Genomic DNA, 22,653 nt, shown 5'->3' on the forward strand with positions numbered 1-22,653 from the left:
TGCTCTTCTATTTTACCAGAAAAACGCGTAGGAAGCTTTAAAAAATCCCCAACGTCAAGATAACATTTTTCCATGTAGTCCAACCGTTAGGAATTGCGATAACAAAAAAACAATCCGAGCAAATAAGAGCTCAGATTGTTTCTACGTTCTATTCATAAACAGTCACATCAGGCGGTAAATAAGACGGATTCTCCTTATTGATATGATCATAAAACATAATCCCGTTCAAATGGTCAATCTCATGTTGCACGACAATCGCCGGGTATCCCTTCAAACGCAATTTCAGCGGCTTCCCGTTAATATCAAAAGCTTCCACCGTCACACGCGCATGACGCACAACGAAACCAGGAACCTCACGATCAACCGAAAGACAACCTTCCCCGCCACCAAGGCACGCATTTTCGACAGAATGACTACGAATTTTCGGGTTGTACAAAATATAACTGTATAAACGATCATTATCATCATGCACATGAATCGCAATCAAACGCTTGGAAACAGCAATTTGGGGCGCAGCGATACCGACACCACCACGCAACTCATGTTCCTCAGCGATTTCAGGATCTTGACTATTAATGAGGAACTCTAACATCTTTTGACCAGTTTTCTTATCTTCATCCGATAGTGGGAAAGTGACCGGCTCTGCGACAGCGCGCAAAACAGGATCTCCTTCACGGACAATATCATCCATTGTAAGCATTATTTTCTCCCCTGTTCTAATAAACTTATCTCCATTTTACCAAAAAAAGCACGTGTTGGAAATGAATTTTACTTCCAGCTCCTATCCAAAAGGGTAAATGCTTGGGATGAAATAACTTTTATGTTAAAATATAGACACTAAAAAGACGAACGTTAAAAAGTCAAGTCAACCAATTGTTCGCTATGCCGAGCTGTTATACAAATATAATTGTTTGTGAATTCACAAACAAAAGAAAGCCGTTTCAAATAAAATTCGAAAGATGACGCCTAAGCCATCTTTGCTTTATTATATAACAGTTTCGTTTGAGAAACACAATTCCTAATACAGTTTTTGAAAGCGAATGATGGGACGTAAAACCTTGGTAACACAATAAAAACAAAGTGAGCTTAAGTTATTGACGAATGCAGATGGATGGTGTAAATTAAAGAGGAAGATTGGTGTATTAATATTAAGGCGTTTAAAAAATATAACAGCAAAGACGAAATCCAAACGATTGCCGCGAAGCAAGGTGAATTTGTGAATGTGAAGGTATTTCGTATCTTTTTTCACAAACTCATCCCAAAACCATGTTTTCAGTCCTACCAGATTGGGAATAGGCAGAAGGTGGACAGGCGTCACTGCGAACTATTTTTGAAACTAGCCGACTAATACACGAATCCAGTTAGGAAAATTGAGAAGCGAACCATGCATTGTATTGCTTGCCTGACAAGCGGAACTTTTGCTACATTATACGTAGTGGAAAGAATAACTAATGTTTGCGCATTCAATTCTTAAAAATATTTCAAACCAGAAGGGAAGAGATTACACGATGGCTTCTAAAACAAAGAAGACTGTAGTAGATGTACAAGCACAGTTTCAAGCTGTTGCCGATCAATTTGAATTGGTCCAAATTTTAAATGAAAAAGGAGAGGTTGTTAATCCTGACTTGATGCCCGACTTAACAGACGAGCAATTAGTAGAATTAATGACACGCATGGTTTGGACACGTGTTCTTGACCAACGCTCCATTTCCTTGAATCGCCAAGGTCGCTTAGGTTTCTACGCACCGACAGCTGGACAAGAAGCTTCACAACTTGCAAGTCACTACGCGTTAACAAAAGCGGATTACGTGCTTCCTGGTTACCGTGATGTACCACAAATGATTTGGCACGGCCTTCCACTTACGAAAGCATTCCTATTCTCACGTGGACATTTTGTCGGAAACCAATTCGCAGACGACTTAAACGTTCTATCTCCACAAATCATCATCGGTGCACAAATCGTTCAAGCTGCCGGCGTTGCTTTAGGACTTAAGAAACGTAAAAAAGATGCAGTTGTCATCACATATACAGGTGACGGCGGATCTTCACAAGGTGATTTCTACGAAGGTATGAACTTCGCGGGTGCCTACAAAGCTCCAGCAATCTTCGTTGTACAAAATAACATGTTCGCAATCTCCACACCACGCGAAAAACAATCGGCTGCCGTAACACTAGCTCAAAAAGCAGTTGCAGCTGGTATTCCAGGCGTTCAAGTAGACGGCATGGATCCACTAGCAGTATACGCTGTTACAAAATTTGCGCGTGATCGTGCAGTTGCAGGCGACGGCCCAACGCTAATCGAAACAATGACTTACCGTTACGGTCCACATACACTTTCAGGTGATGATCCAACACGTTACCGTACAAAAGAGCTTGACGGCGAATGGGAATTGAAAGATCCAATCGTGCGTTTCCGTACTTTCCTAGAAGCGAAAGGACTTTGGAACGAAGCAAAAGAAAACGAAATCATCGAACAAGCAAAAGAAGAAATCAAAACATCGATTAAAGAAGCTGACGCAACACCGAAACAAAAAGTATCAGATCTTCTTAAAAATATGTACGAAACACCAACTGCTCCAATCAAAGAGCAACTGGCAATTTTTGAAGCGAAGGAGTCGAAATAATCATGGCGCAAAAAACAATGATTCAAGCGATTACAGATGCGCTTGCAGTAGAACTAAGAAATGACGAGAACGTCCTCGTTTTTGGTGAAGATGTAGGTAATAATGGTGGGGTTTTCCGTGCTACTGAAGGACTTCAAGAAGAGTTTGGCGAAGATCGTGTATTCGATACGCCACTTGCAGAATCAGGTATCGGTGGTCTTGCTATCGGTCTTGCACTAGAAGGCTTCCGTCCGGTTCCTGAAATTCAATTCTTCGGTTTCGTTTTTGAAGTAATGGATTCTGTTGCTGGTCAAATGGCACGTATGCGTTACCGTACCGGTGGCACACGTACTGCTCCAATCACGATTCGCGCGCCATTCGGTGGTGGGGTTCATACGCCTGAACTTCACGCGGATAACTTGGAAGGCCTAATGGCACAATCACCAGGTCTAAAAGTGGTTATCCCGTCAACACCATACGATGCAAAAGGTCTTTTGATCTCAGCAATCCGCGATAACGACCCTGTTATTTTCTTAGAGCACATGAAATTATACCGCTCATTCCGTCAAGAAGTACCAGAAGGCGAGTACACAATCGAAATCGGTAAAGCTGCCGTTCGTCGTGAAGGTACAGACGTTTCTGTTATCACATACGGCGCAATGGTTCAAGAATCTGTGAAAGCAGCAGAAGAACTAGAAAAAGAAGGCGTATCTGTTGAAGTTATCGACCTTCGTACAATCAGCCCGTTGGATGTAGACACAATCATCGCTTCCGTTAAGAAAACAAACCGCGTAGTAGTCGTTCAAGAAGCGCAAAAACAAGCAGGAATCGCTGCTAACGTTATCGCTGAAATCAACGACCGCGCCATTCTTTCACTAGAAGCACCAGTGATGCGTGTTACAGCACCAGACAGCGTATTCCCATTCGCCCAAGCAGAAACAGTTTGGTTACCAAACCATAACGATATCGTTGAGCGCGTGAAGGAAGTACTTGCTTTTTAAATTAGAAAAGCTGAAAGAGCCCGTTAGCTCCGAAAAAAACTGGAGCGGTCGCAAGAAAAACCTGTACTTGGTTTTTGTGGAGGGCGTGAAGTTTTCGAGGATCTGGCTAAAAGGAAGGCAGTTTCATTTCATTCAGCTGCATATTGAAGTTCTAAAAAAGCAAACTACGCTTTTTTAGAACCACAACAAAGCTGGATCCAAAGATACCAAACATGAAAAGCGCAGTGCATGGATTACATGTTCACTTCGTTCTCATGCATATTGAGGCTCTAAGGAAATACAGTACATTTCCTAAGAGCCTCAACAAAAACAGGAGGCTTTTAAAAAATGGCATATTCATTTAAATTACCGGACATTGGTGAAGGTATACATGAAGGAGAAATCGTCAAATGGTTCGTAAAACCAGGCGACAAGATCGAAGAAGACGCGTCCCTTTTTGAAGTACAAAATGACAAATCTGTTGAAGAAATTACTTCTCCCGTAACTGGAACTGTCAAAGAAATCCTTGTCGGTGAAGGTGTAGTAGCAACAGTTGGACAAGTTTTAATCACGTTTGATGGCGTAGAAGGTCACGAAAATGACGCAGAAGAAGCTCCGGCAGAACCTGCATCTACACCCGCAGCAACTCCGGCACCAGCAGGCGGAAAAGGCATTTACGAATTCAAATTACCTGACATTGGTGAAGGAATTCATGAAGGCGAAATCGTGAAATGGTTCGTGAAACCAGGCGATCAAATCGAAGAAGATGCGACTATCTTTGAAGTTCAGAACGATAAATCTGTCGAAGAAATTACATCTCCTGTCGCAGGAACTGTAAAAGACATTTTAGTTGGTGAAGGCGTAGTAGCAACAGTTGGTCAAGTGTTAATCACATTCGAAGGCGACTTTGAAGGCGAAACAACAGCAGATCACTCTTCTACTCCAGAATCTCCAGCCGACACTGCGAAACTTGCAAACAATAACGCAGCACAAGCTCCAGTATCAGGTGGAAACGGTACACCATCATCGCAAAAAGATCCAAACGGTCTAGTTATCGCGATGCCATCTGTACGTAAATATGCACGTGAAAAAGGCGTAGACATCCGTCAAGTTGCAGGATCAGGCAAAAACAACCGCGTTCTTAGCGTAGACGTTGATGCATTCCTAAATGGTGACACAGCAGCAGTAGCAACAAGTGAAGCAGCACCAGCAGCGGCATCACAAGAAACTACAGCGGCGAAACCAGCAGCAAAAGCAGCACCAGTTGTTAGCGGTGGAACATACCCAGAATCACGCGAGAAATTAACACCAACTCGTAAAGCTATCGCGAAAGCAATGGTTAACTCGAAACACACTGCGCCACACGTAACGTTGATGGACGAAATCGAAGTTTCTGCTTTGATGGTTCACCGTAAACGTTTCAAAGACGTAGCAGCTGAAAAAGGAATCAAACTTACTTTCCTACCATACATGGTAAAAGCGCTAGTAAACACATTGCATGAGTTCCCAGTGCTCAACACGACACTTGACGACGCAACAGACGAACTAGTTTACAAACATTATTTCAATATCGGTATTGCAGCAGATACAGATCACGGTCTTTACGTACCAGTTATCAAAGACGCTGACAAAAAATCGATTTTTGCAATCTCAAACGAAATTAACGAATTAGCTACAAAAGCACGCGACGGTAAATTGACTGGTGAAGAAATGCGTCACGGTTCTTCTACTATCTCTAATATCGGATCAGCTGGCGGACAATGGTTCACACCAGTTATCAACTACCCTGAAGTTGCCATTTTAGGTGTAGGTCGTATCGCAGAAAAAGCAATCGTTAAAGATGGTGAAATCGTAGCAGCACCAGTACTTGCTCTATCGCTAAGCTTCGACCACCGCGTAATCGACGGCGCAACAGCTCAAAAAGCTATGAACAATATCAAGCGGTTATTAAATGACCCAGAACTTTTACTAATGGAGGCGTAAAAAAATGGTAGTAGGCGATTTTCCAGAAGAAAGAGACACCATCGTCATTGGTGCAGGACCCGGCGGATACGTTGCGGCAATTCGCGCAGCACAATTAGGACAAAAAGTAACAATTATCGAGAAAGAACATTACGGCGGCGTTTGCTTAAACGTTGGTTGTATCCCTTCCAAAGCCTTGATCACAGTTGGTCACCGATTTGCTGAAGCGAAACATTCCGATAACATGGGTATCACAACGGATGGTGTGAACCTAGACTTTACAAAAGCGCAAGAATGGAAAGGTTCTGTCGTTAGCAAATTAACAACAGGCGTAAAAGGCTTGCTTAAAAAGAATAAAGTGGAAATGTTAGAAGGAGAAGCGTTCTTCGTTGATGAGCACTCCCTACGTGTTATCCACCCTGAATCAGCGCAAACTTACACATTCAACAACGTGATTATCGCAACTGGTTCTCGTCCAATCGAGATCCCAGGATTCAAATTCGGCAAACGTGTCCTTAGCTCAACAGGCGCGCTAGCTCTTACAGAAGTACCGAAAAAACTTGTCGTAATCGGCGGTGGTTACATCGGTACGGAACTTGGTGGCGCATTCGCTAACCTTGGAACAGAGCTAACAATCCTAGAAGGCGGACCAGAAATTTTGCCAACGTACGAAAAAGATATGATTTCCCTTGTAAAACGCAACCTTAAAGGTAAAGGCGTGGAAATCGTAACAAAAGCTTTGGCGAAATCTGCCGAAGAAACAGAAACTGGCGTAAAAGTAACATACGAAGCTGACGGTGAAACAAAAACCGTGGAAGCAGATTATGTATTAGTAACAGTAGGTCGTCGTCCAAATACAGACGATATCGGCTTAGAACAACTAGGCGTTAAACTAAGCGAACGCGGTTTGATCGAAGTAGACAAACAAGGTCGCACAAATATTTCTAACGTCTATGCTATCGGCGACATCGTTCCAGGTGTTCCACTTGCCCACAAAGCAAGCTACGAAGCAAAAGTTGCCGCTGAAGCAATCGCTGGCGAAGCATCTGAAAATGACTACACAGCCTTACCAGCAGTTGTTTTCAGTGATCCAGAACTAGCGACAGTTGGTTTGACAGAAAAAGAAGCAAAAGAAAAAGGCTTCGACGTAAAAGCTGCTAAATTCCCATTCGGCGGTAACGGTCGTGCCCTATCTCTTGACGCTCCAGAAGGTTTTGTACGTCTCGTAACACGCAAAGAAGACGGACTTATCCTTGGCGCTCAAGTTGCTGGAATGAACGCATCCGATATCATTTCTGAAATCGGACTTGCAATCGAAACAGGCGTAACAGCAGAAGACATCGCGCTTACTATTCACGCTCACCCATCATTAGGCGAGTTGACAATGGAAGCAGCAGAGTTGGCGTTAGGCCGCCCAATACACATGTAAAATAGTTATATATTCCTGATAAATCGGCGACAAGCGTTCGCACTCAGGAGATTCAGCGGACTTCCGGTTCTCACGTACAGTCGTACGCTCCGCTTCCGGCTTCCACTGAATCTCCTGACTACAAACGCTTTCGCTCGATTTGTTGTAAGCTGAATGTACGTCTTACCCAATGGAAGGGTTTGGCGTTCTTTTGCTTAATAGGTTATTTATTGTGAATTTGGTATCAAAGTAGTATGATAAAGATATAAAATTAAAGAATCCAGGTGTAAAAATGAAAAAGCAGGTTGAAAAAATTATTTTCGGTATTGTTTATGGTTTCTCAGCGATTTTCTTTCTCGGTTTTGTGGTTAATATTGTGCACGGCTTTATTCTTCACATGCATGAAACTGATAGCTGGCGAGCGGTTCTGCGGATTTTAGCAAGTCCAGTCACCGATCCTGCCATCTTTGCCATTCACTTAACAAACCCAATCTGGTCGACGTTTCTAGCGATTATCATTAGCTATTTGATGCCAGCCTTTTTCTGTGTTGCGACGCATTTCCTGAAAAAAGATTATCTCGAAACGCACGAAAACAGCCGCTTTCTTCACTAAAAGTTGTTTTTGTGTGATTTTACATAGCAAAAGGAGTAGAATAGGACAAGAATAGACACACAAAATACGAGAAGAATTAGGTGAAAAAATGGGGACATGGAAACGCGCGTTGTTTTGGTTAGCGTATGTGATATCAGGGATTTGTTTTGTACTGACGATTATTGCTTTTGGAATCGGATTTTTCCATCATATGCACGATACAGGTGGCATGAAATCCGTGATACAAATCTTAGAAACACCGATTACCGGTTTTATCAAACTGACGAGCGGAACAATCCAGAAATCAGTGCTGGAAGTCATCTTGTTATGCATTGTGAGCTATGTGTTACCAACGTTTTTCTGTATCGCCACACACTATATACGGAAAAATCGGCGCATCGCTTTAGAAAACGAAGAGGAATAGTTAGGAGCATTGATTCTGCGCGTGATAGAATCGATGCTTTTTTTAAATCACAATATTTTAATCGCTACGGCTTTCATGATAAAATGAGGAGGATACATGGAAAGAGGGAGTGTGATGCGGGTTTGGCGATAGATCAGAAAAAAATTGCGATTATCGGGAACAATAAGATAAGCACCAGCTATGCTTTTGCATTGATGAACCAGCAACTAAATGTGGAGGTTTGTCTGATTGGGGATAAGAAGGCGCAGGTCTTGAAAGATATTGGATACAGCGCTTATTTCAGACCTAAAACGGCGCTCGCTTCGGGTGGTATGGCGGAATGCCGGAACGTGGCGGTGATTGTTTTTACGCAGGACCCATTTGTGGATACAGAGAATATGCAACAAGCTTCGGCGGTCGTTCGCCGATTTGTGAATCAGTGGATGGAGACGGGATTTCATGGGATTTGTGTGATCGCGACGCCGCAGAGTGAAGTGGTCGCGCTTTGGATTATGAAGTTCTCAGGCCTTGCCGCTGAAAAAATTATTGCGCTTGGAACGATGCTCGATACGGCTTTTCTGCAATGGGAATTGGGACGCCATTTTCAGGTCAACGCGAAAAATGTCCATGCGTATATGATTGGAAGCACCCTCGCAAACGGTGTCCCGGCCTGGAGTCGCGCCTATATTGGTGGCCGTCCGATTTTGAGTTATATGATGGACGATCCAGAACGCTATTCTTTCGAGAAGTTGCAGCCCATCGTGACGCAGATGCAGGAACTGCCTAGCGAGCCATTAGCAGAGAATCGGTTATTTGACTACAGCATCGCGCTCGCATTGGTAGAGCTGACGCGCATTATTCTGGAAGATGAACGAATGATTTTGACTGTGGGAGTCTATGTGCAAGATAAATTCGGGATGGCATCTGGTTTTATCAGTATCCCAGCAGTCATCGGAGCCTCCGGTGTGAAAACGACCGTTCCATTAACACTTTCGGATTCCGAGCAAAAACAGCTGGCAACCGTTGTCAAAGCACTAGAAGAAGCTGTACAAGCAGGGTTGCCAAATGAAGGAGGGACGAAACGTGGAGTATAGTTACCCGCTAAATTTAGATTGGTCCAAAGAAGAAATGGCCACCGTTATTAACTTTTATCAAGCCGTTGAGAAAGCCTATGAAGTTGGCATCGACGCGTCGGAAATAAAAGCAAAATATAGTGATTTTAAGCAAGTCGTACGCTCAATTGGCGAAGAAAAAAGCCTAGGCAAAGAGTTCGAAAAGGCGAGCGGATATTCCGCCTATCGCGTCATGCAACTTGTAAAAAATGCGACGACAAGCAAAATCAAAATGCAACCATAAGGAGGAATTATTAAGATGGATATTAGTGAAATTATTGCAAGTAATGTAGGAACAGAAGCAGGGATTCATATTGGGAAAAGTGACGCGCCGGTGAAAGTGATTTCGTTTGTAAATGTGCGTTGTCCGTTCTGCCGCGAATGGCATGAAAAATCGCGTGATGTAATCAGTCGCTATTTGGAATCAGGTCGCATTGAACTGATTGTGAAGCCGTTTGATAAGGAGAAGGAATCGTTGCAACGCGGGAATATTATCCACCACTATCTAGATTACGCAGCGCCGGAGCAAACACTAGAAGTTTTAGACGAAGTATACGCGAGACAAGATCTTTGGGGCTCCTTAACGCACGAAGAAGTTGCGAATTTTGCAGAAGACGAGCTAGGCCTTTCTAAGCAAGATAACGAAGAACAAGCGGAGAAAATCATAGCAGAAGCAAATGTTGCGAACATCCGCCTGGTACCAACCGTGATTATCGGAGAACATATTTTTGACGAACATATTTCACCAGAAGAGTTGGAAAAACTGATTTTAGAAGAAGCAGGGAAAGAATAAAAATAAGCGGCGACTTTAGGATTTGGAGTCGTCGCTTATTTTTATTCGGTAAAACTTGTTGCGATGTGCACACCGTCTAGCGGATCATTGAAATCACTGACCATATAATCTGTTTTTCCGTCTTGCCAGCTGATGATATTGCCTTTTGCTTTGTTTGGAGCGACTTCAAGTTGCATGCCACCAACTTGATGTGGAGCGGGGAGCGTTTCTTTTTCAAGCACGGCGACGACTTTTTTAGCGAGGTCAATCGAATCTTGCGGATCTGCGCTCGTGGTGTTGCGAACGCTCATGCTCCAACGACCTTCTGCCCAATTGAGAAAAGTAGAGCCGGCACCAGCGTCAGAATACCCAGTAATGCCAGAACCGAGATCCACGCCGTTTATGCCTGTATTGACATCATTCATGTGACCCGTGGCATTGGCTGCCGCTTCTTCTGTCGCATACATTTTCCCAGAAACCGTGGCAATCTGCGTTGCTTTCGACGTGTCTTTCAAGTCAGAACTATTCACCGAAATAGGAGCCTTCGTTTCGTAAAAAATGACTTGATAGGCATCCGATGAATCGCTTGTTTTCGCACTGAGGTAGTGCTTGTCGGAGGAGAGTGGAATTGCTTTTGGAAGCCTCACCACGACGTCGGAGTTAAGTTTCGATTGTACCGTTGCCAAAACATCTTTTTGCGTGAGTGTTGGCGTTTTTGTACTACCGCTCATGTCATTTTTGCGCATATCATCGGTGGTTTTGCCGTAGTTATTGTTGCTACTACCGTAGGAATTAGAGCCACCCGAACTATCTGAGGAGTAAGAACCGCCACAACTTGCAAGAACCAGCGCACTAAAAACGACTGGAATAACCATAAATTTAGCATTCATTACTTTCACCTCTTTGCTAAGGGTTTTCCCGATTTTGACATAAGAAAACCACCTTCCGTAGCAGAAAGTGGTTTAGATTTAGAAAAATTTCCGTTTCCAAAAGACGAATCCGAGTATCCCTGCGATGCCAAACGAAATACAGATGACTAAAATCCATGCCAATGGCGCTTGAGAAAGCGGTAAATCGACGTTCATCCCATAAAAACTAAACACCATCGTCGGAATCGTTAAAATGATTGTAAACGAGGTCAGAAATTTCATCACGATATTCATGTTATTGGAAATAATCGACGCATAGGCATCCATCATCCCACTCAAAATATTCGAGTGAACTTCAGCCATCTCAATCCCTTGCCGGTTTTCAATGATAACGTCTTCCAGTAAATCTTGGTCTTCCTCGTACATCTTCACGATATGTTGGCGCATCATTTTGTCGAGCACCAGTTTGTTCGATTTGAGGGCGGTCAGGAAGTAAACCAAACTTTTCTCAATCCCCATTAAATCGTAAAGTTGCTTGTTTTTCATCGACTCATGCAGTTCTTTCTCGATATCATCTGTTTGGCGACTCATTCGCTTCAAGTGACGGAGAAATTGCGTCGAAATCATATACAATATTTGTAAGGCAAAGCGCGTTTTCATGTGCGTAAAAAAGCCCTTTATCCGATTTTTAATGAAGGACTGAATAATCGACGAGTCAATCGTGCAAATCGTGATAAAATAATCCTTCGTCATAATCATCCCAAGCGGAATCGTTTCAAAAGACGCGTAATGAATATCGTCCTCATCCACAATCGGAAAGTCACAAATAATCAGGACGGCTTCGGTATCGTCATCCCGCTCAATCCGCGCACTTTCATCTTTATCCAGTGGATCTTCGAGAAACTCAAGCGGAATCCCGTACTGATCGGCAATCTGATTGATTTCTTCCGATGACGGCGCCACGATGTTAATCCAACAATTGCGTTCTGGTTTCTCTAATTCTTCTAATTTACCAGCTTCATTCGATTTGAAAATTTGATGCATAGGCGTATTCCTCCTTTTCTAAGGATTCAGCCACATGGAGTGCTGTTGCAAGCCATGACTCGAATCCTTGTATGACCTCGGGTTTGGATCTGGTTCGCTCGGCGCGATACTCGTTTTCATGGTGCTCAACTCCTTTTCCTCAAATAATCACAACTTCATCATTATACAGAGATTTAGCCGTTTTGTACATCCTATCTTCTAAATTTCTTGCATGTCAAAACTCATATCGTAAAGCGGTAGCAACAAGTCCACCGTTTTTTCGAGTTCTTTTGTAAACGCCGCATCATTTTTCAAGGCCTCATCGCCAGGTTTGAAAATACGGCCAACCATAAATTCGCCCTTCTTCACATCGCGGAACCGTTCCAGAACCTTGGTCAAATCCGTATTTTGGATAAGGCTTGTTGGTTTTTCCGTATGATCTGGTGAAATCGAAAAGTTCGCGGGCAAGTTTTTCAGCTGATCCAGATTTTCTAGGAAATTATGCACGACGATTTGGCGGTTCTCCGTTTCATAGATAAAAGCAAGCCAAATAAAGACGTATTCATCCCAAATCCCAACTTGGAAATGCGGATGTTTTTTGTAGCCACGTTTATTGTTCGCGACTGCAAGCCATGTACTGTCAGGCGGATTCACCGAACGGCGGGCGTGACGCGCAATATGCAGAAACATCTCGGTTCCCGTTTTGGCACTCAAATAAGTAGCAAGACCTTCGCCGATTTCGCGAAATTTAGGCTGAATCTGCGTTTGAATAGCTTCCATCCGGTCCTCGAGTCCCGGCGTTTGCATGGTTTTAAAATCATTTTTTGTAAAAGTCATTAAGATTCCTCGCTTTCGTAAAAATAGGCGCTTCTTTCATTATAACGTAAAAACGAGTCGTAGAGGCTGTATTTAGCTTGAAATTATGATAAGCTAGGAAAAATAAGAAACAAAACGAAGGAGTGGTGCGAAGATGGTACTGGAGAAAATTGATCAACTAGCGCGGGAATGGTTGGAGGAAGCGGGAAATCGGATTTTTATGGCGCTTGAACAGTCCAATATTGAAGTCGAAGCGAAATCGGATCGCAATGATTTGGTGACGAATGTCGATAAAGCAACGGAACATTATTTTGCGGAGAAAATTGCGGCTCATTTCCCGGAACATCGCTTGCTTGGCGAAGAAGGGTACGGCGAAGAAATCACCAGTTTAGAGGGCGTTGTTTGGGTGCTTGACCCGATTGATGGCACGGTGAATTTCGTCGAACAGAAACGGAATTTTGCGATTTCGCTCGGCATTTACCAAGAAGGCGTCGGCGAACTGGCGTATATTTACGATATCGTCGGCGGTGAATTTTACTTCGCCAAGCGCGGAGAAGGTGCCTTCGTGAATGATGTGGCGATTCCAAAACTTGCGAAAAGCAACAAACTGGAAGACTCGCTCGTGATTATCAATACGGCGTCAGTTCGCAAATTTCCACACATGCTTCCAGTCATTCAAGCCGCTCGTGGACTGCGTTTATACGGTGCAGCGACGCTTGAGTACATGGCGGTTGCAACAGGTCGCGCAGACGCTTACGTGAGTGCGAACTTATCACCTTGGGATATCGGTGCTGGAAAAATCATTGCTGAAGAAGTTGGCGCCGTCGTGACACGTGTGGACGGTTCTGAAATGGTAATCACTGAAAAAGGCGATTCATTCGTTGCGAGCCCTGGTGTTCATGCCGAAATTTTGCGTGACTACAGTCGTTAAAAAAAGAGAACGCGTCACGCTCCCAGTTAAATTTCATTTTATGGAATAAAAATCGTGCTAAACCAGAGTAAATGTGCTATAATTGGAAAGTTGATTAAAACTAAACGATCCAGAAACGGGGAAAATAAGCCAATTTTCCTCTTTCTTTTGGCTCTGGTAGCTAAGTCGTATTACCATATATGAAGAGCGCTTGACTTTAGTTAGGCCATTTTTGAGTAGCTGAGCGAGCACTATGACGCCAGCTGTGAGAAGGTAATTTAATATTAGGAGGAAACATTTTGAAATTAAGAGAAGATATTCGTAACGTAGCCATTATTGCCCACGTTGACCATGGTAAAACTACATTGGTGGACCAACTTTTGCGTCAATCAGGAACTTTCAACGATCATGAGCAAGTAGCTGAGCGTGCGATGGATAGCAATGCCATTGAAAAAGAACGTGGTATTACCATTTTAGCAAAAAATACTGCCATCAATCATAACGGTGTGCATATCAATATTTTAGATACTCCTGGACATGCCGATTTCGGTGGGGAAGTAGAACGTATTATGAAAATGGTTGACGGTGTTGTCTTAGTCGTTGATGCGTATGAAGGTACTATGCCACAAACGCGTTTCGTATTGAAAAAAGCACTAGAGCAACATTTAACGCCACTTGTTGTTGTAAACAAAATTGACCGCCCATCTGCGCGTCCAGCAGAAGTTGTAGATGAAGTTTTAGAATTATTCATCGAACTTGGTGCGGACGAAGATCAATTGGAATTCCCAGTTGTATACGCTGCGGCAGTTAACGGAACAAGCTCATTAAGCGATAACGTAGAAGACCAAGAAGAAACAATGGATCCGATTTTTGATCTAATCATCAACAACGTACCAGCGCCTGTAGATAACAGCGACGAGCCTTTGCAATTCCAAGTATCACTACTGGATTACAATGACTACGTTGGTCGTATCGGTATCGGCCGTATTTTCCGCGGCACAATGGAAGTTGGTCAATCGGTTGCCTTGATGAAATTAGACGGTTCCGTGAAGAAATTCCGTGTAACGAAAATGTTCGGTTTCTTAGGACTTAAACGCGTAGAAATTACACAAGCAAAAGCCGGCGATCTTGTTGCCGTTTCCGGAATGGAAGATATCTTCGTTGGGGAAACCGTAACACCAGATGATCACCAAGAAGCTTTGCCGATTCTACGTATTGACGAGCCTACTTTGCAAATGACTTTCGTAACGAACAACAGTCCGTTTGCTGGTCGTGAAGGTAAGCACGTAACAAGCCGTAAAATTGAAGAACGTTTACTTTCTGAGTTACAAACAGATGTAAGTTTACGTATTGATCCAACTTCTTCACCTGACGCTTGGGTTGTATCTGGCCGTGGTGAGTTGCATCTATCGATATTAATCGAAAACATGCGTCGTCAAGGTTACGAATTACAAGTATCTAAACCAGAAGTTATCATCCGTGAAATCGATGGCGTGAAATGTGAGCCAATGGAACGCGTACAAATTGATACGCCGGAAGAATATGTTGGTAGCATCATGGAATCTATCGGTTTACGTAAAGGTGAAATGGCTGATATGGTCAATGACGGTTCAGGACAAGTTCGCTTGATTTTCCTAGTACCATCACGTGGACTTATCGGTTATACTACGGAATTCCTATCGATGACTCGTGGTTACGGTATCCTAAACCACACATTCGATTCTTACCAACCAATGCAAAAAGGTCGTGTCGGTGGACGTAGCCGTGGTGTTCTTGTATCGATGGAAACTGGTAAATCAACTACTTACGGAACAATGCAAGTAGAAGATCGCGGTACCATCTTTGTTGAACCAGGTACGGACATTTACGAAGGCATGATCGTCGGTGAGAATAACCGTGAAGGCGATATCGCTGTCAACATCGTAAAAGCGAAACAAATGACAAATATTCGTTCTGCAAATAAAGACCAAACCAACGTTATCAAAAAACCTCGTACATTAACGCTTGAAGAATCATTAGAATTCCTAAATGATGACGAGTATTGTGAAGTAACGCCAGAAAGCATTCGTTTGCGTAAGAAAATCTTGAACAAAAACGAACGCGAAAAGGCTGCAAAACGTACGAAAGTATCTGAATAACTTTTAGAAAGCTGTCCTTAATCGGGCGGCTTTTTTTAGTTGCTGAAAATTTCACATACTTAATTATTTTTGTAACATGATTGTAATATCTCTATTTTTTTGGTATAGTTAACGTATGGAAAGACGTGAAAGAGGAGGGGATTTGCATGAAGAAATTACTGATGGTAGGCACAATGAGTGTGATGGTTTTAGGTTTGGCCGCTTGTGGTTCGGGACCAGACTCGAAAAGCTCGGAATCGGAGGATCAGACGCCAAAAACAGAGGAAAAACAAGTAACAAAAGAGACCGATACGGCAAAGCAAGATGTGAATTCTAATGAGGATACCAAAGAGAAAACAGAGGCAAAACAAGATAAAGAAGAAGTAACAACGAAGGAAGACACACCAGCAACGGATGATACGACACAGGCGAAAGAGGAAGAAGCGACAACCCCTGATCAAAAAGTAGAAACACCGAAAACGGAAACTGCGAAGAAACCAGCCGCAGCAACGACAACAGCCTTTTCTTTGAGTGCAGACGGTTTCAAACAGTCCGCAGTAGCACCAAAAACAGGCGGAACGGTAGCGCTAGTTTACCTAAATACAACGCCTCAGACAGCTGATTTTGGTCCGCTGAAAGTAACCGTGAAGCAATACAAGTTGGAAAGTGTAACAGGGGCCAATAAAAAAATGGATCCATATAGCCCGGAATCCTATTTAGCTAATCAAGACGGCTTTGTGGTGACGGCAGACGTGATTGTAGAGAATACGACGGCGAGCAACATCAACTATTTAGCCGAGCGGATTCAAATCAACGGCGGCGGAATTTCCAAAGGTGCGAGCCTAGAAAACTTCGTGCCAACAGCCTATCAATTATCTGGCAGCCCGTCAGCGCATAACATATTCCCAGTGAAAACAAAGCGTGAAGGCGCGATTACCTACATGCTCAATAAGCAGAATTACTACACGCTTGTGCATTTAACCAAGCTAATCGTACCGAATCCGAATGACTTTGCAGAAAAACCGCTAACAACTAAGACAACGAAAGCCATCGATTTGGACTTCCGGATTACAGAATAAATTTTTTACAAGGATAGAAACGAAAAACCCGCTATTTTAACGCTTAGCGGGTTTTTCAATAAAACTTTTCGTCTTCGGTTTATGAAATTCGAACTTACCAGTATTAATCCGAGCAACCGTTTTCTCGGCGATACGACCTTCGCATTCTGGGCAAAGATACATTCGAATCGGTTTATTGCGCAGTTGCTTCGTTTTAAATTTCTTATCATCTAGTTCATCAATTGTCTCACATAAAATACATTGTGCCTTCATTGCGTTCACCTCGTGATTTTATTATAGCATGAAAAAAATGAAAGATAAACATTGGTATATCTACGGGAGGGTTTAAAGATGGTGATAGTGGAAAAAGCGGGACACAAAGAAATGGTAGTGACATTATTGGCGTCACTGGTGGCTTTTTTGTCGCTGATTTTCGTACGACGAGCAGTTTTTTGGTTTGATAGCTTTGAGGTGGCGTTTAGCGTTGCGCTGGTGCTAGTTCTGGCATATGTGGGGGTTGCGATAATCTCGTTTCTTCGCTCATTCAAGCGGCGGTTCCAATTTTTTGATCGGGTTATCATTTATTCCTCCATCCCGCTGAGCCTATGCTTCGTTGTCTTTTTGTTTCTATTAACGTCGAAATGGCTATCTTAAAAAATGTTAGGATATCAGGTTACACAGCGAAAAAAATATGCTATACTAAAGAGGATAAAATTCGCAAAATTATAGTTTCGATGGAAATAGATTAATGAAGCGCATGTACATGTGTTTTTGAATGGGGGGTTCTGTGATGACAAAGAAACAAATAGATCACAGAGAAGAGGCAATTACTCTTCTTAAAGAAGATGCGAAAAGAATTTTGCAGTTGATTAAGGTGCAGATGGATAACCTAACTTTACCTCAATGTCCAGCTTACGAAGAAGTTTTGGATACTCAAATGTACGGCTTATCGCGCGAGATAAACTTCGCGGTGCGGTTGGGCTTGATTGATAGAGCGGAAGGGAAGAGCTTGCTGAGTACGCTTGAGAAAGAGCTTTCCGTGTTACACGAATTATCGACGAGTAAGTGAATATAGATATAGAACACCCCTCTTGACGTGAAATTGTGATGCGTCGGGAGGGGTGTTGTTTGGTTTGTTGTTGTGGCTCTTATGAATCATCCCTTGCTGAATTAGAGCCTCAATATGCATGAGAGCGGAGCGAGCATGTAATCCATCGGTGGCTCTTACGCGGTGAACCGAGAACAAATAGTAGGCAGAAAAGAGTCGCGAAACCAAGAGCCTCAATATGCATGAGAGCGAAGCGAGCATGTAATCCATTTGTTGGTCTGGCGCGGTGAATCTGGATTACATGCTAAACCGAATAAGAGGCGAGTGAGCGGGATTGGTCTTGGTTTTATATGAAATCAGATTCAGCGTGGACTTTGTTCGGCGTCATGTTTGGCGCCTCCGGAATCCGGCTTCAACGGCCAGTCTCTCGAAAATTTCGTGGCCTCCGTAAAAGTCAAAAGAGGACTTTTTCTGCGCCCCCTAACAATTTTTTTCGAGCCTAACGGGCCGTTTCAGCACTTTGTTGAATAATAAAACTTAAACTCCATATCCTTCTGATGGTTTCCAAATCCCTTACCGAATATCGTTGTCCCGCCTATGTTCTTCGCGTCTTTTTCAACGGCTATCCGGAATGTCAGGAGTTCTTCGGTTATGTCTAAATCGTCCAGTGTTAGCTCGGATAATATGTCTCCGTCAAAATGGGTGCCGTGTTTGGAAATGCGGATCGTTTTGAAGAGGCCGTATTGGCTGTTAGAGTCCTCCCACCAGCTTGGCGTGTATTTACCGCGGATGTCGGAAAAATTGCCTGGGCAGGTCCATATTCCAAGGGCGTGGCCGTTTAAGTAGAACGAGATGTCAGAGGGCCAGACGTTGTTGGAGTAAGGAAACTCGGAGGCGATTTCGAAACTGATTTCCAGCAGCTCTATTTGTTCGTCTTTTTGCAGCGGATTCGGGACTTTGTATTCTAGGTAGCCTTGGGTGAACCAGATGATTTGCGCTTCCATACGTCTTGCATCCATGAAGTATTTCGGTTCGTCGACGTGGCCGATGAAGTCTTTGTTGGAAGCCAGTCCGCACGTTGGTGTGACGTTGTAATCGGTGTAATGACCCACTGGTAATTCTAGGGAACGCATCTTAAAATTAGGATAAATAGTAGTCGGGAATGTGATCTCGATTCGATCTACTACGAGCTTGGAAATTTTCTGGATTCCAGATTTTCCAGGTATTTTTTCTGTGCGGATTAGCTTGGCGTTTTCTAGTTGATTGATGTGCCGCGTGATGATGGCGCTACTCATATGTAAAGCGTGCGCGAGTTCCTTAATATTCATCGAACTTTGTGAAAGTAGGTTCAAAATTTGAATTCTAGTGTCGCTGGCAAGGGCTTCGTAAACGTGAATTGAATCTTTGGAAATATCTAATTGCATGGAAAAATAGCCTCCTTTAGTTAATGGTTAGATAGATGAAATAGGATTAAAATTGAATGAAAAACCATTTAGTGAACTCTTTAGTTTATCATAACATAAAATTGCTATCAAAAGAACTAAAAGTGTTGACAATAAAATTTTAGTGAATTATAGTAAAATTATAAAAGAAGTTTAGTTATTAATTTACTTGATGGTTAACTAAAGGTCTTCTTTTTTGAAATTTTTATGTAGGCGTTTACATTATGGTGGAGATAGTGTGAATGGAAGGTTGGATTTAGAAGTGAGAGAGAGGTAAGCAGTTTTCACAAGCGAGTTGTTAGATGGGAGGCTGATCTGGGTTTCACGTTAGCAACCACTTGGGAATTACATGCTCGCTTTGCTTTCATGCATAAGGAGGCTCTAAGAAAACAAAGTACGTTTTCGAAGACTCTCAACAATAGGGGAGGAATTTTAAAATGAAAAAAATGTTAGGTCTTGTTTGTATGTTGTTGCTGGTTGCTGGATTGGCTGCGTGTGGTGGTTCTAGTGATGCGAAGGACACTGCCAAGAGTAAGGAAATCATTTTCTGGAATCCATTTACTGGTCCGGATGGCGCGAATATGCAAAAAATGGTGGACGCTTACAATAAAACGAATCCGGAGTTCAAAGTTAAAAACATGTCACTAAAAGAAGGCGATATGTACACGAAAATCCCGACGGTCGTAAACTCTGGCAAGAATATTCCTGATTTGACAATCGTTCATGCTGAGCGGATTAAGCAATATGTAGACAACGATATGCTGCTGAGCTATGACGATTATTTGGCTGATTTCCCAGATATTAAAGCGGAGAACTATGTGCCGGAAGCTTGGAATATCGGCGAATTGGATAATAAACGGTATAGTGTCCCACTTGATATTCACTCCTTTATTATGTACTACAACAAGGATTTAGTGAAAAAATATGCTCCGACTGCGCTCGATGATAATGTCGTGACTTTTGATGAGATCAAAGCAGCGGGTGAATTGGCTAAAAAGGATAAAATCGATGCGGTGTCGGTGAGTTGGGTCAAACCAGTTTTCTTATCGCTTTACGCGCAAAACGGTGGGAAGTTGACAGAGAATGGCGTGGATCCAACGCTTGATAACCAGCAGGCGAAAGATACGTTTAATCTGTGGAAAGACATGTATAAAGATGGCATTACGACAAAGGATGGCGAGGATTATTTCCAAAAATTCATCGCTGGAAAAGTGATTTTCGCGCCAGAAGGTATTTGGATGCAAAACAACGCGAAAGATGCCAAATTTGATTGGGGAATCACGAATGCACCACAGTTAAGCGAGGATAAAAATAAAATGGTGAACTGGTCTAGCTCGCATCAATTCACGATGTTTAATAGCGAAGGGCGTTCAAAAGAAAAAACGGAAGGCGTGCTAAAATTCATCGATTGGGTGCAAGACAACTCGCTAGAATGGGCGAAGTCAGGCCAAAATCCAGCGTCTCTGAAGATTGTGGAAGACCCAGCGTATAAAGAAATGCCGCAATCATTCTTGTTGCTCAATCCGGCCGAGCAGAAATCGCTGAAGATTTTTGATTATAAGTATAATGGTTACGTTTCCGAGCAATTGGATGCGAACGGGAATGACATTATCTTCGGGAAAACACCGGTGAATAAAGGCTTGGCGGACATGCAAAAAGCGGTGGAAGATAAGATCGCTAAAGATAAATCCAATAAATAAATCGAAAAAGGGGCTTGGAGGTTTTCGGGTCTTCAAGCCTTAAGATGAAAGATTGGGAGTGATGGAAATGGAAGCAAACGCTAAAACAATAACGTATAAAACGAGGAAATGGCAGTTCACGCCGTGGCTATTCGCAGGCCCGCATTTAATTATTTTCTTGATATTCTTTCTCGTTCCTGTCGTGTATGGAATTTATATTTCATTTACGGACTGGGATTTGATCGGGACGCCAGATTTTGTCGGTTTTGATAATTACCGCGAAATATTGTTTCAGAAAGATTCAACTTTTTATGAGCAGTTACATAATGGGTTGCGAAATACATTCATTTTCGTCGTGTTGACCGTGCCATTTTGTATTATTGTACCGTTGCTATTGGCCAGTGCATTGAACGCGAAACCGAGGCTGAATAAGTTATTTCAATCACTGTTTTATTTGCCATCGTTGTTCGCGATTTCGGCGGTTATCATTATTTGGGGCTTGATGTTCAATGTGAGTTTTGGCCCGATTAATCAGTTTTTGGGCACGACGGTGAACTGGGTCGGAACGCAGCCGTATGCTTGGTTGACGCTTGTGATCGTAACGGTTTGGTGGTGTATCGGTGGGAATATGATTATTTATCAAGCAGCGCTAAACGGGATTTCGAAGGATTTTTATGAGGCGGCGGAAATCGATGGTGCCACCTCTGTGCAAAAATTCTTCCGGATTACGTTGCCGAGTATTCGCGCCCAGCTGTTGTACACGGTTGTCATGACCACGATCGCGCAATTTAACGTGTATGGCCAACCGCTGATGCTGACAAAAGGTGGCCCGTCCGGTTCGACGTCGGTGCTGTTGATGTATATTCAGCAAAACGCGTTTGGCACGGGACAATCGATTGCGGGGATTGCGTCCGCGATGGCGGTTATTCTCGGCCTGTGCATCATGGCTGTTTCCGCGATTCAATTTTTCTTTTTACGGAATAAAAACTAGCGACGAGGGGGATGGATTTCTGATGAAAAAAGATACGCGTTTTATACCAAAATTAATTGCTTTTATATTCCTGCTCGTGATGGCTGTCATCTGGGTTGTGCCGCTCGCGTGGGGAATTGTGACGTCGTTTAAATCGGAGGCGGAAGTCGCGTCGGTTGGCTTTAAGTTCCTTCCGGTGCAATGGGTGACGACGAATTATACCGAATTGCTGTTTGATAACGCTGCGACGCCACTTTTGCGGTGGTTTATGAACTCGATGATTATTGCGCTCTCACAGACAGTGCTGGTGCTTATCGTGGTATCGCTGGCGGCATTTGCTTACAGTCGCTTGAAATTCCGCGGACGCAATGCGATGTTTGTTTTCCTGATGGCGACGATGATGTTTCCGAGTGTTGTAAATTTGATTCCACTGTATAAAATTATCGATACATTCGGCTGGGTGAATAATTATTTAGCGGCAATCGTGCCTGGCGCTGCGGCTGTATTTAATATTTTCTTGGTGCGGCAGTTCATGGTGAATATCCCGATTGAATTTGACGAGGCGGCGCGCATGGACGGTGCCGGTGATTTCAAAATTTTCTACAAGGTTATTTTGCCACTTTTGCGACCGGTGTTGATGGTTGTGGCGTTGTTCACTTTCACGGCTGCTTGGAACGATTTCCTGTGGCCTTCGATCGTGTTTAATGATATCGAAATGATGCCGATTACGCCGGGACTTCAACTGCTGCAAGGGATGTACCAAGCTCAACCAGCGCATTTGATGGCAGGAGCACTCGTCGCGATTGTGCCAACTTTCATCCTTTACTTATTCGCGCAAAAATATTTCCTACAGTCCATGGCACTATCATCTGGCGTAAAAGGATAGGAG

23 protein-coding genes are annotated in these 22,653 nt (G+C 43.2%); 17 read left to right on the forward strand and 6 right to left on the reverse strand.

What is annotated here, in order from left to right:
• Positions 1-148: 148 nt before the first annotated feature.
• Positions 149-700, reverse strand: coding sequence for a peptide deformylase (gene def, locus DUK53_RS09535; protein ID WP_036090586.1), 552 nt, complete (start codon positions 698-700; stop codon positions 149-151).
• Between the two features lie 808 nt (positions 701-1,508).
• Between def and pdhA the strand changes: the two genes are divergently transcribed.
• From pdhA to DUK53_RS09580, 9 genes are all read left to right on the forward strand, one after another.
• A complete protein-coding gene (gene pdhA, locus DUK53_RS09540) occupies positions 1,509-2,624 on the forward strand; it encodes a pyruvate dehydrogenase (acetyl-transferring) E1 component subunit alpha (protein WP_036090589.1) in 1,116 nt (371 codons plus the stop codon).
• Positions 2,625-2,626: 2 nt separating this feature from the next.
• The gene (locus DUK53_RS09545; RefSeq protein WP_036090592.1) at positions 2,627-3,604 is read left to right on the forward strand and encodes an alpha-ketoacid dehydrogenase subunit beta; all 978 of its coding nucleotides are present in this window, start codon (positions 2,627-2,629) and stop codon (positions 3,602-3,604) included.
• 327 nt (positions 3,605-3,931) lie between these two features.
• Positions 3,932-5,566, forward strand: coding sequence for a dihydrolipoyllysine-residue acetyltransferase (locus DUK53_RS09550; protein ID WP_036133491.1), 1,635 nt, complete (start codon positions 3,932-3,934; stop codon positions 5,564-5,566).
• A gap of 4 nt (positions 5,567-5,570) precedes the next feature.
• Positions 5,571-6,974 carry a dihydrolipoyl dehydrogenase gene (gene lpdA / locus DUK53_RS09555; RefSeq protein ID WP_036133494.1) on the forward strand — a complete coding sequence of 468 codons (1,404 nt, stop codon included), beginning with the start codon at positions 5,571-5,573 and terminating at the stop codon, positions 6,972-6,974.
• A gap of 271 nt (positions 6,975-7,245) precedes the next feature.
• The gene (locus tag DUK53_RS09560; RefSeq protein ID WP_052165077.1) at positions 7,246-7,566 is read left to right on the forward strand and encodes a hypothetical protein; all 321 of its coding nucleotides are present in this window, start codon (positions 7,246-7,248) and stop codon (positions 7,564-7,566) included.
• An 88-nt stretch (positions 7,567-7,654) separates the two neighbouring features.
• Complete coding sequence (locus DUK53_RS09565; protein ID WP_036090598.1) at positions 7,655-7,969, forward strand: hypothetical protein; 315 nt, start codon at positions 7,655-7,657, stop codon at positions 7,967-7,969.
• 122 nt (positions 7,970-8,091) lie between these two features.
• Positions 8,092-9,042: a Rossmann-fold NAD(P)-binding domain-containing protein gene (locus DUK53_RS09570; RefSeq protein ID WP_052165078.1), complete on the forward strand. Its 951-nt coding sequence runs from the start codon at positions 8,092-8,094 to the stop codon at positions 9,040-9,042.
• Complete coding sequence (locus DUK53_RS09575) at positions 9,032-9,304, forward strand: UPF0223 family protein (RefSeq protein WP_036090601.1); 273 nt, start codon at positions 9,032-9,034, stop codon at positions 9,302-9,304. Before DUK53_RS09570 ends, DUK53_RS09575 begins: the two co-directional genes overlap by 11 nt.
• A 15-nt stretch (positions 9,305-9,319) precedes the next feature.
• A complete protein-coding gene (locus DUK53_RS09580; protein ID WP_036090604.1) occupies positions 9,320-9,853 on the forward strand; it encodes a DsbA family protein in 534 nt (177 codons plus the stop codon).
• Positions 9,854-9,894: 41 nt separating this feature from the next.
• Here the strand turns inward: DUK53_RS09580 and DUK53_RS09585 are convergent, their stop codons facing one another.
• From DUK53_RS09585 to DUK53_RS09595, 3 genes are all read right to left on the reverse strand, one after another.
• Positions 9,895-10,722 (reverse strand): hypothetical protein, encoded by an 828-nt coding sequence (locus DUK53_RS09585; protein WP_052165079.1) that lies wholly within the window; start codon positions 10,720-10,722, stop codon positions 9,895-9,897.
• Positions 10,723-10,800: 78 nt separating this feature from the next.
• Positions 10,801-11,745: a magnesium transporter CorA family protein gene (locus DUK53_RS09590; protein WP_036070040.1), complete on the reverse strand. Its 945-nt coding sequence runs from the start codon at positions 11,743-11,745 to the stop codon at positions 10,801-10,803.
• 198 nt (positions 11,746-11,943) lie between these two features.
• Positions 11,944-12,561 carry a YktB family protein gene (locus DUK53_RS09595; RefSeq protein ID WP_036090606.1) on the reverse strand — a complete coding sequence of 206 codons (618 nt, stop codon included), beginning with the start codon at positions 12,559-12,561 and terminating at the stop codon, positions 11,944-11,946.
• A 133-nt stretch (positions 12,562-12,694) separates the two neighbouring features.
• On the opposite strand from DUK53_RS09595, the gene DUK53_RS09600 reads away from it, so the two are divergent.
• The 3 genes from DUK53_RS09600 (at position 12,695) to DUK53_RS09610 (ending at position 16,646) form a co-directional block, all read left to right on the forward strand.
• A complete protein-coding gene (locus tag DUK53_RS09600) occupies positions 12,695-13,471 on the forward strand; it encodes an inositol monophosphatase family protein (protein ID WP_036133495.1) in 777 nt (258 codons plus the stop codon).
• 278 nt (positions 13,472-13,749) lie between these two features.
• Positions 13,750-15,588, forward strand: coding sequence for a translational GTPase TypA (gene typA / locus DUK53_RS09605; protein ID WP_036090610.1), 1,839 nt, complete (start codon positions 13,750-13,752; stop codon positions 15,586-15,588).
• Positions 15,589-15,734: 146 nt separating this feature from the next.
• Positions 15,735-16,646 carry a DUF5068 domain-containing protein gene (locus DUK53_RS09610; protein WP_036090612.1) on the forward strand — a complete coding sequence of 304 codons (912 nt, stop codon included), beginning with the start codon at positions 15,735-15,737 and terminating at the stop codon, positions 16,644-16,646.
• Positions 16,647-16,682: 36 nt separating this feature from the next.
• On the opposite strand, the gene DUK53_RS09615 is transcribed toward DUK53_RS09610, so the two are convergent.
• Positions 16,683-16,898 carry a YlaI family protein gene (locus DUK53_RS09615; protein WP_036090614.1) on the reverse strand — a complete coding sequence of 72 codons (216 nt, stop codon included), beginning with the start codon at positions 16,896-16,898 and terminating at the stop codon, positions 16,683-16,685.
• A 78-nt stretch (positions 16,899-16,976) separates the two neighbouring features.
• Between DUK53_RS09615 and DUK53_RS09620 the strand changes: the two genes are divergently transcribed.
• Positions 16,977-17,279, forward strand: a complete 303-nt coding sequence (locus DUK53_RS09620; protein WP_036133499.1) for a hypothetical protein — start codon at positions 16,977-16,979, stop codon at positions 17,277-17,279.
• A gap of 136 nt (positions 17,280-17,415) precedes the next feature.
• Positions 17,416-17,694 carry an Fpa/YlaN family protein gene (locus DUK53_RS09625; RefSeq protein ID WP_077917827.1) on the forward strand — a complete coding sequence of 93 codons (279 nt, stop codon included), beginning with the start codon at positions 17,416-17,418 and terminating at the stop codon, positions 17,692-17,694.
• Positions 17,695-18,185: 491 nt separating this feature from the next.
• On the opposite strand, the gene DUK53_RS09630 is transcribed toward DUK53_RS09625, so the two are convergent.
• Positions 18,186-19,097 (reverse strand): ArsR/SmtB family transcription factor, encoded by a 912-nt coding sequence (locus DUK53_RS09630; RefSeq protein ID WP_036133502.1) that lies wholly within the window; start codon positions 19,095-19,097, stop codon positions 18,186-18,188.
• Between the two features lie 455 nt (positions 19,098-19,552).
• Between DUK53_RS09630 and DUK53_RS09635 the strand changes: the two genes are divergently transcribed.
• The 3 genes from DUK53_RS09635 to DUK53_RS09645 all read left to right on the forward strand — a co-directional run bounded on the left by DUK53_RS09635 (position 19,553) and on the right by DUK53_RS09645 (position 22,650).
• Entirely contained in the window at positions 19,553-20,815 is a 1,263-nt protein-coding gene (locus DUK53_RS09635; RefSeq protein ID WP_036133504.1) for an extracellular solute-binding protein, read from the forward strand.
• Positions 20,816-20,882: 67 nt separating this feature from the next.
• Positions 20,883-21,785, forward strand: a complete 903-nt coding sequence (locus DUK53_RS09640) for a carbohydrate ABC transporter permease (protein WP_036133507.1) — start codon at positions 20,883-20,885, stop codon at positions 21,783-21,785.
• A gap of 22 nt (positions 21,786-21,807) precedes the next feature.
• Entirely contained in the window at positions 21,808-22,650 is an 843-nt protein-coding gene (locus DUK53_RS09645; protein WP_036077417.1) for a carbohydrate ABC transporter permease, read from the forward strand.
• Positions 22,651-22,653: the final 3 nt, after the last annotated feature.

Origin of the sequence: Listeria sp. SHR_NRA_18 (assembly GCF_003856515.1) — a bacterium.
Taxonomy (GTDB): Bacteria; Bacillota; Bacilli; order Lactobacillales; family Listeriaceae; genus Listeria_A; species Listeria_A newyorkensis.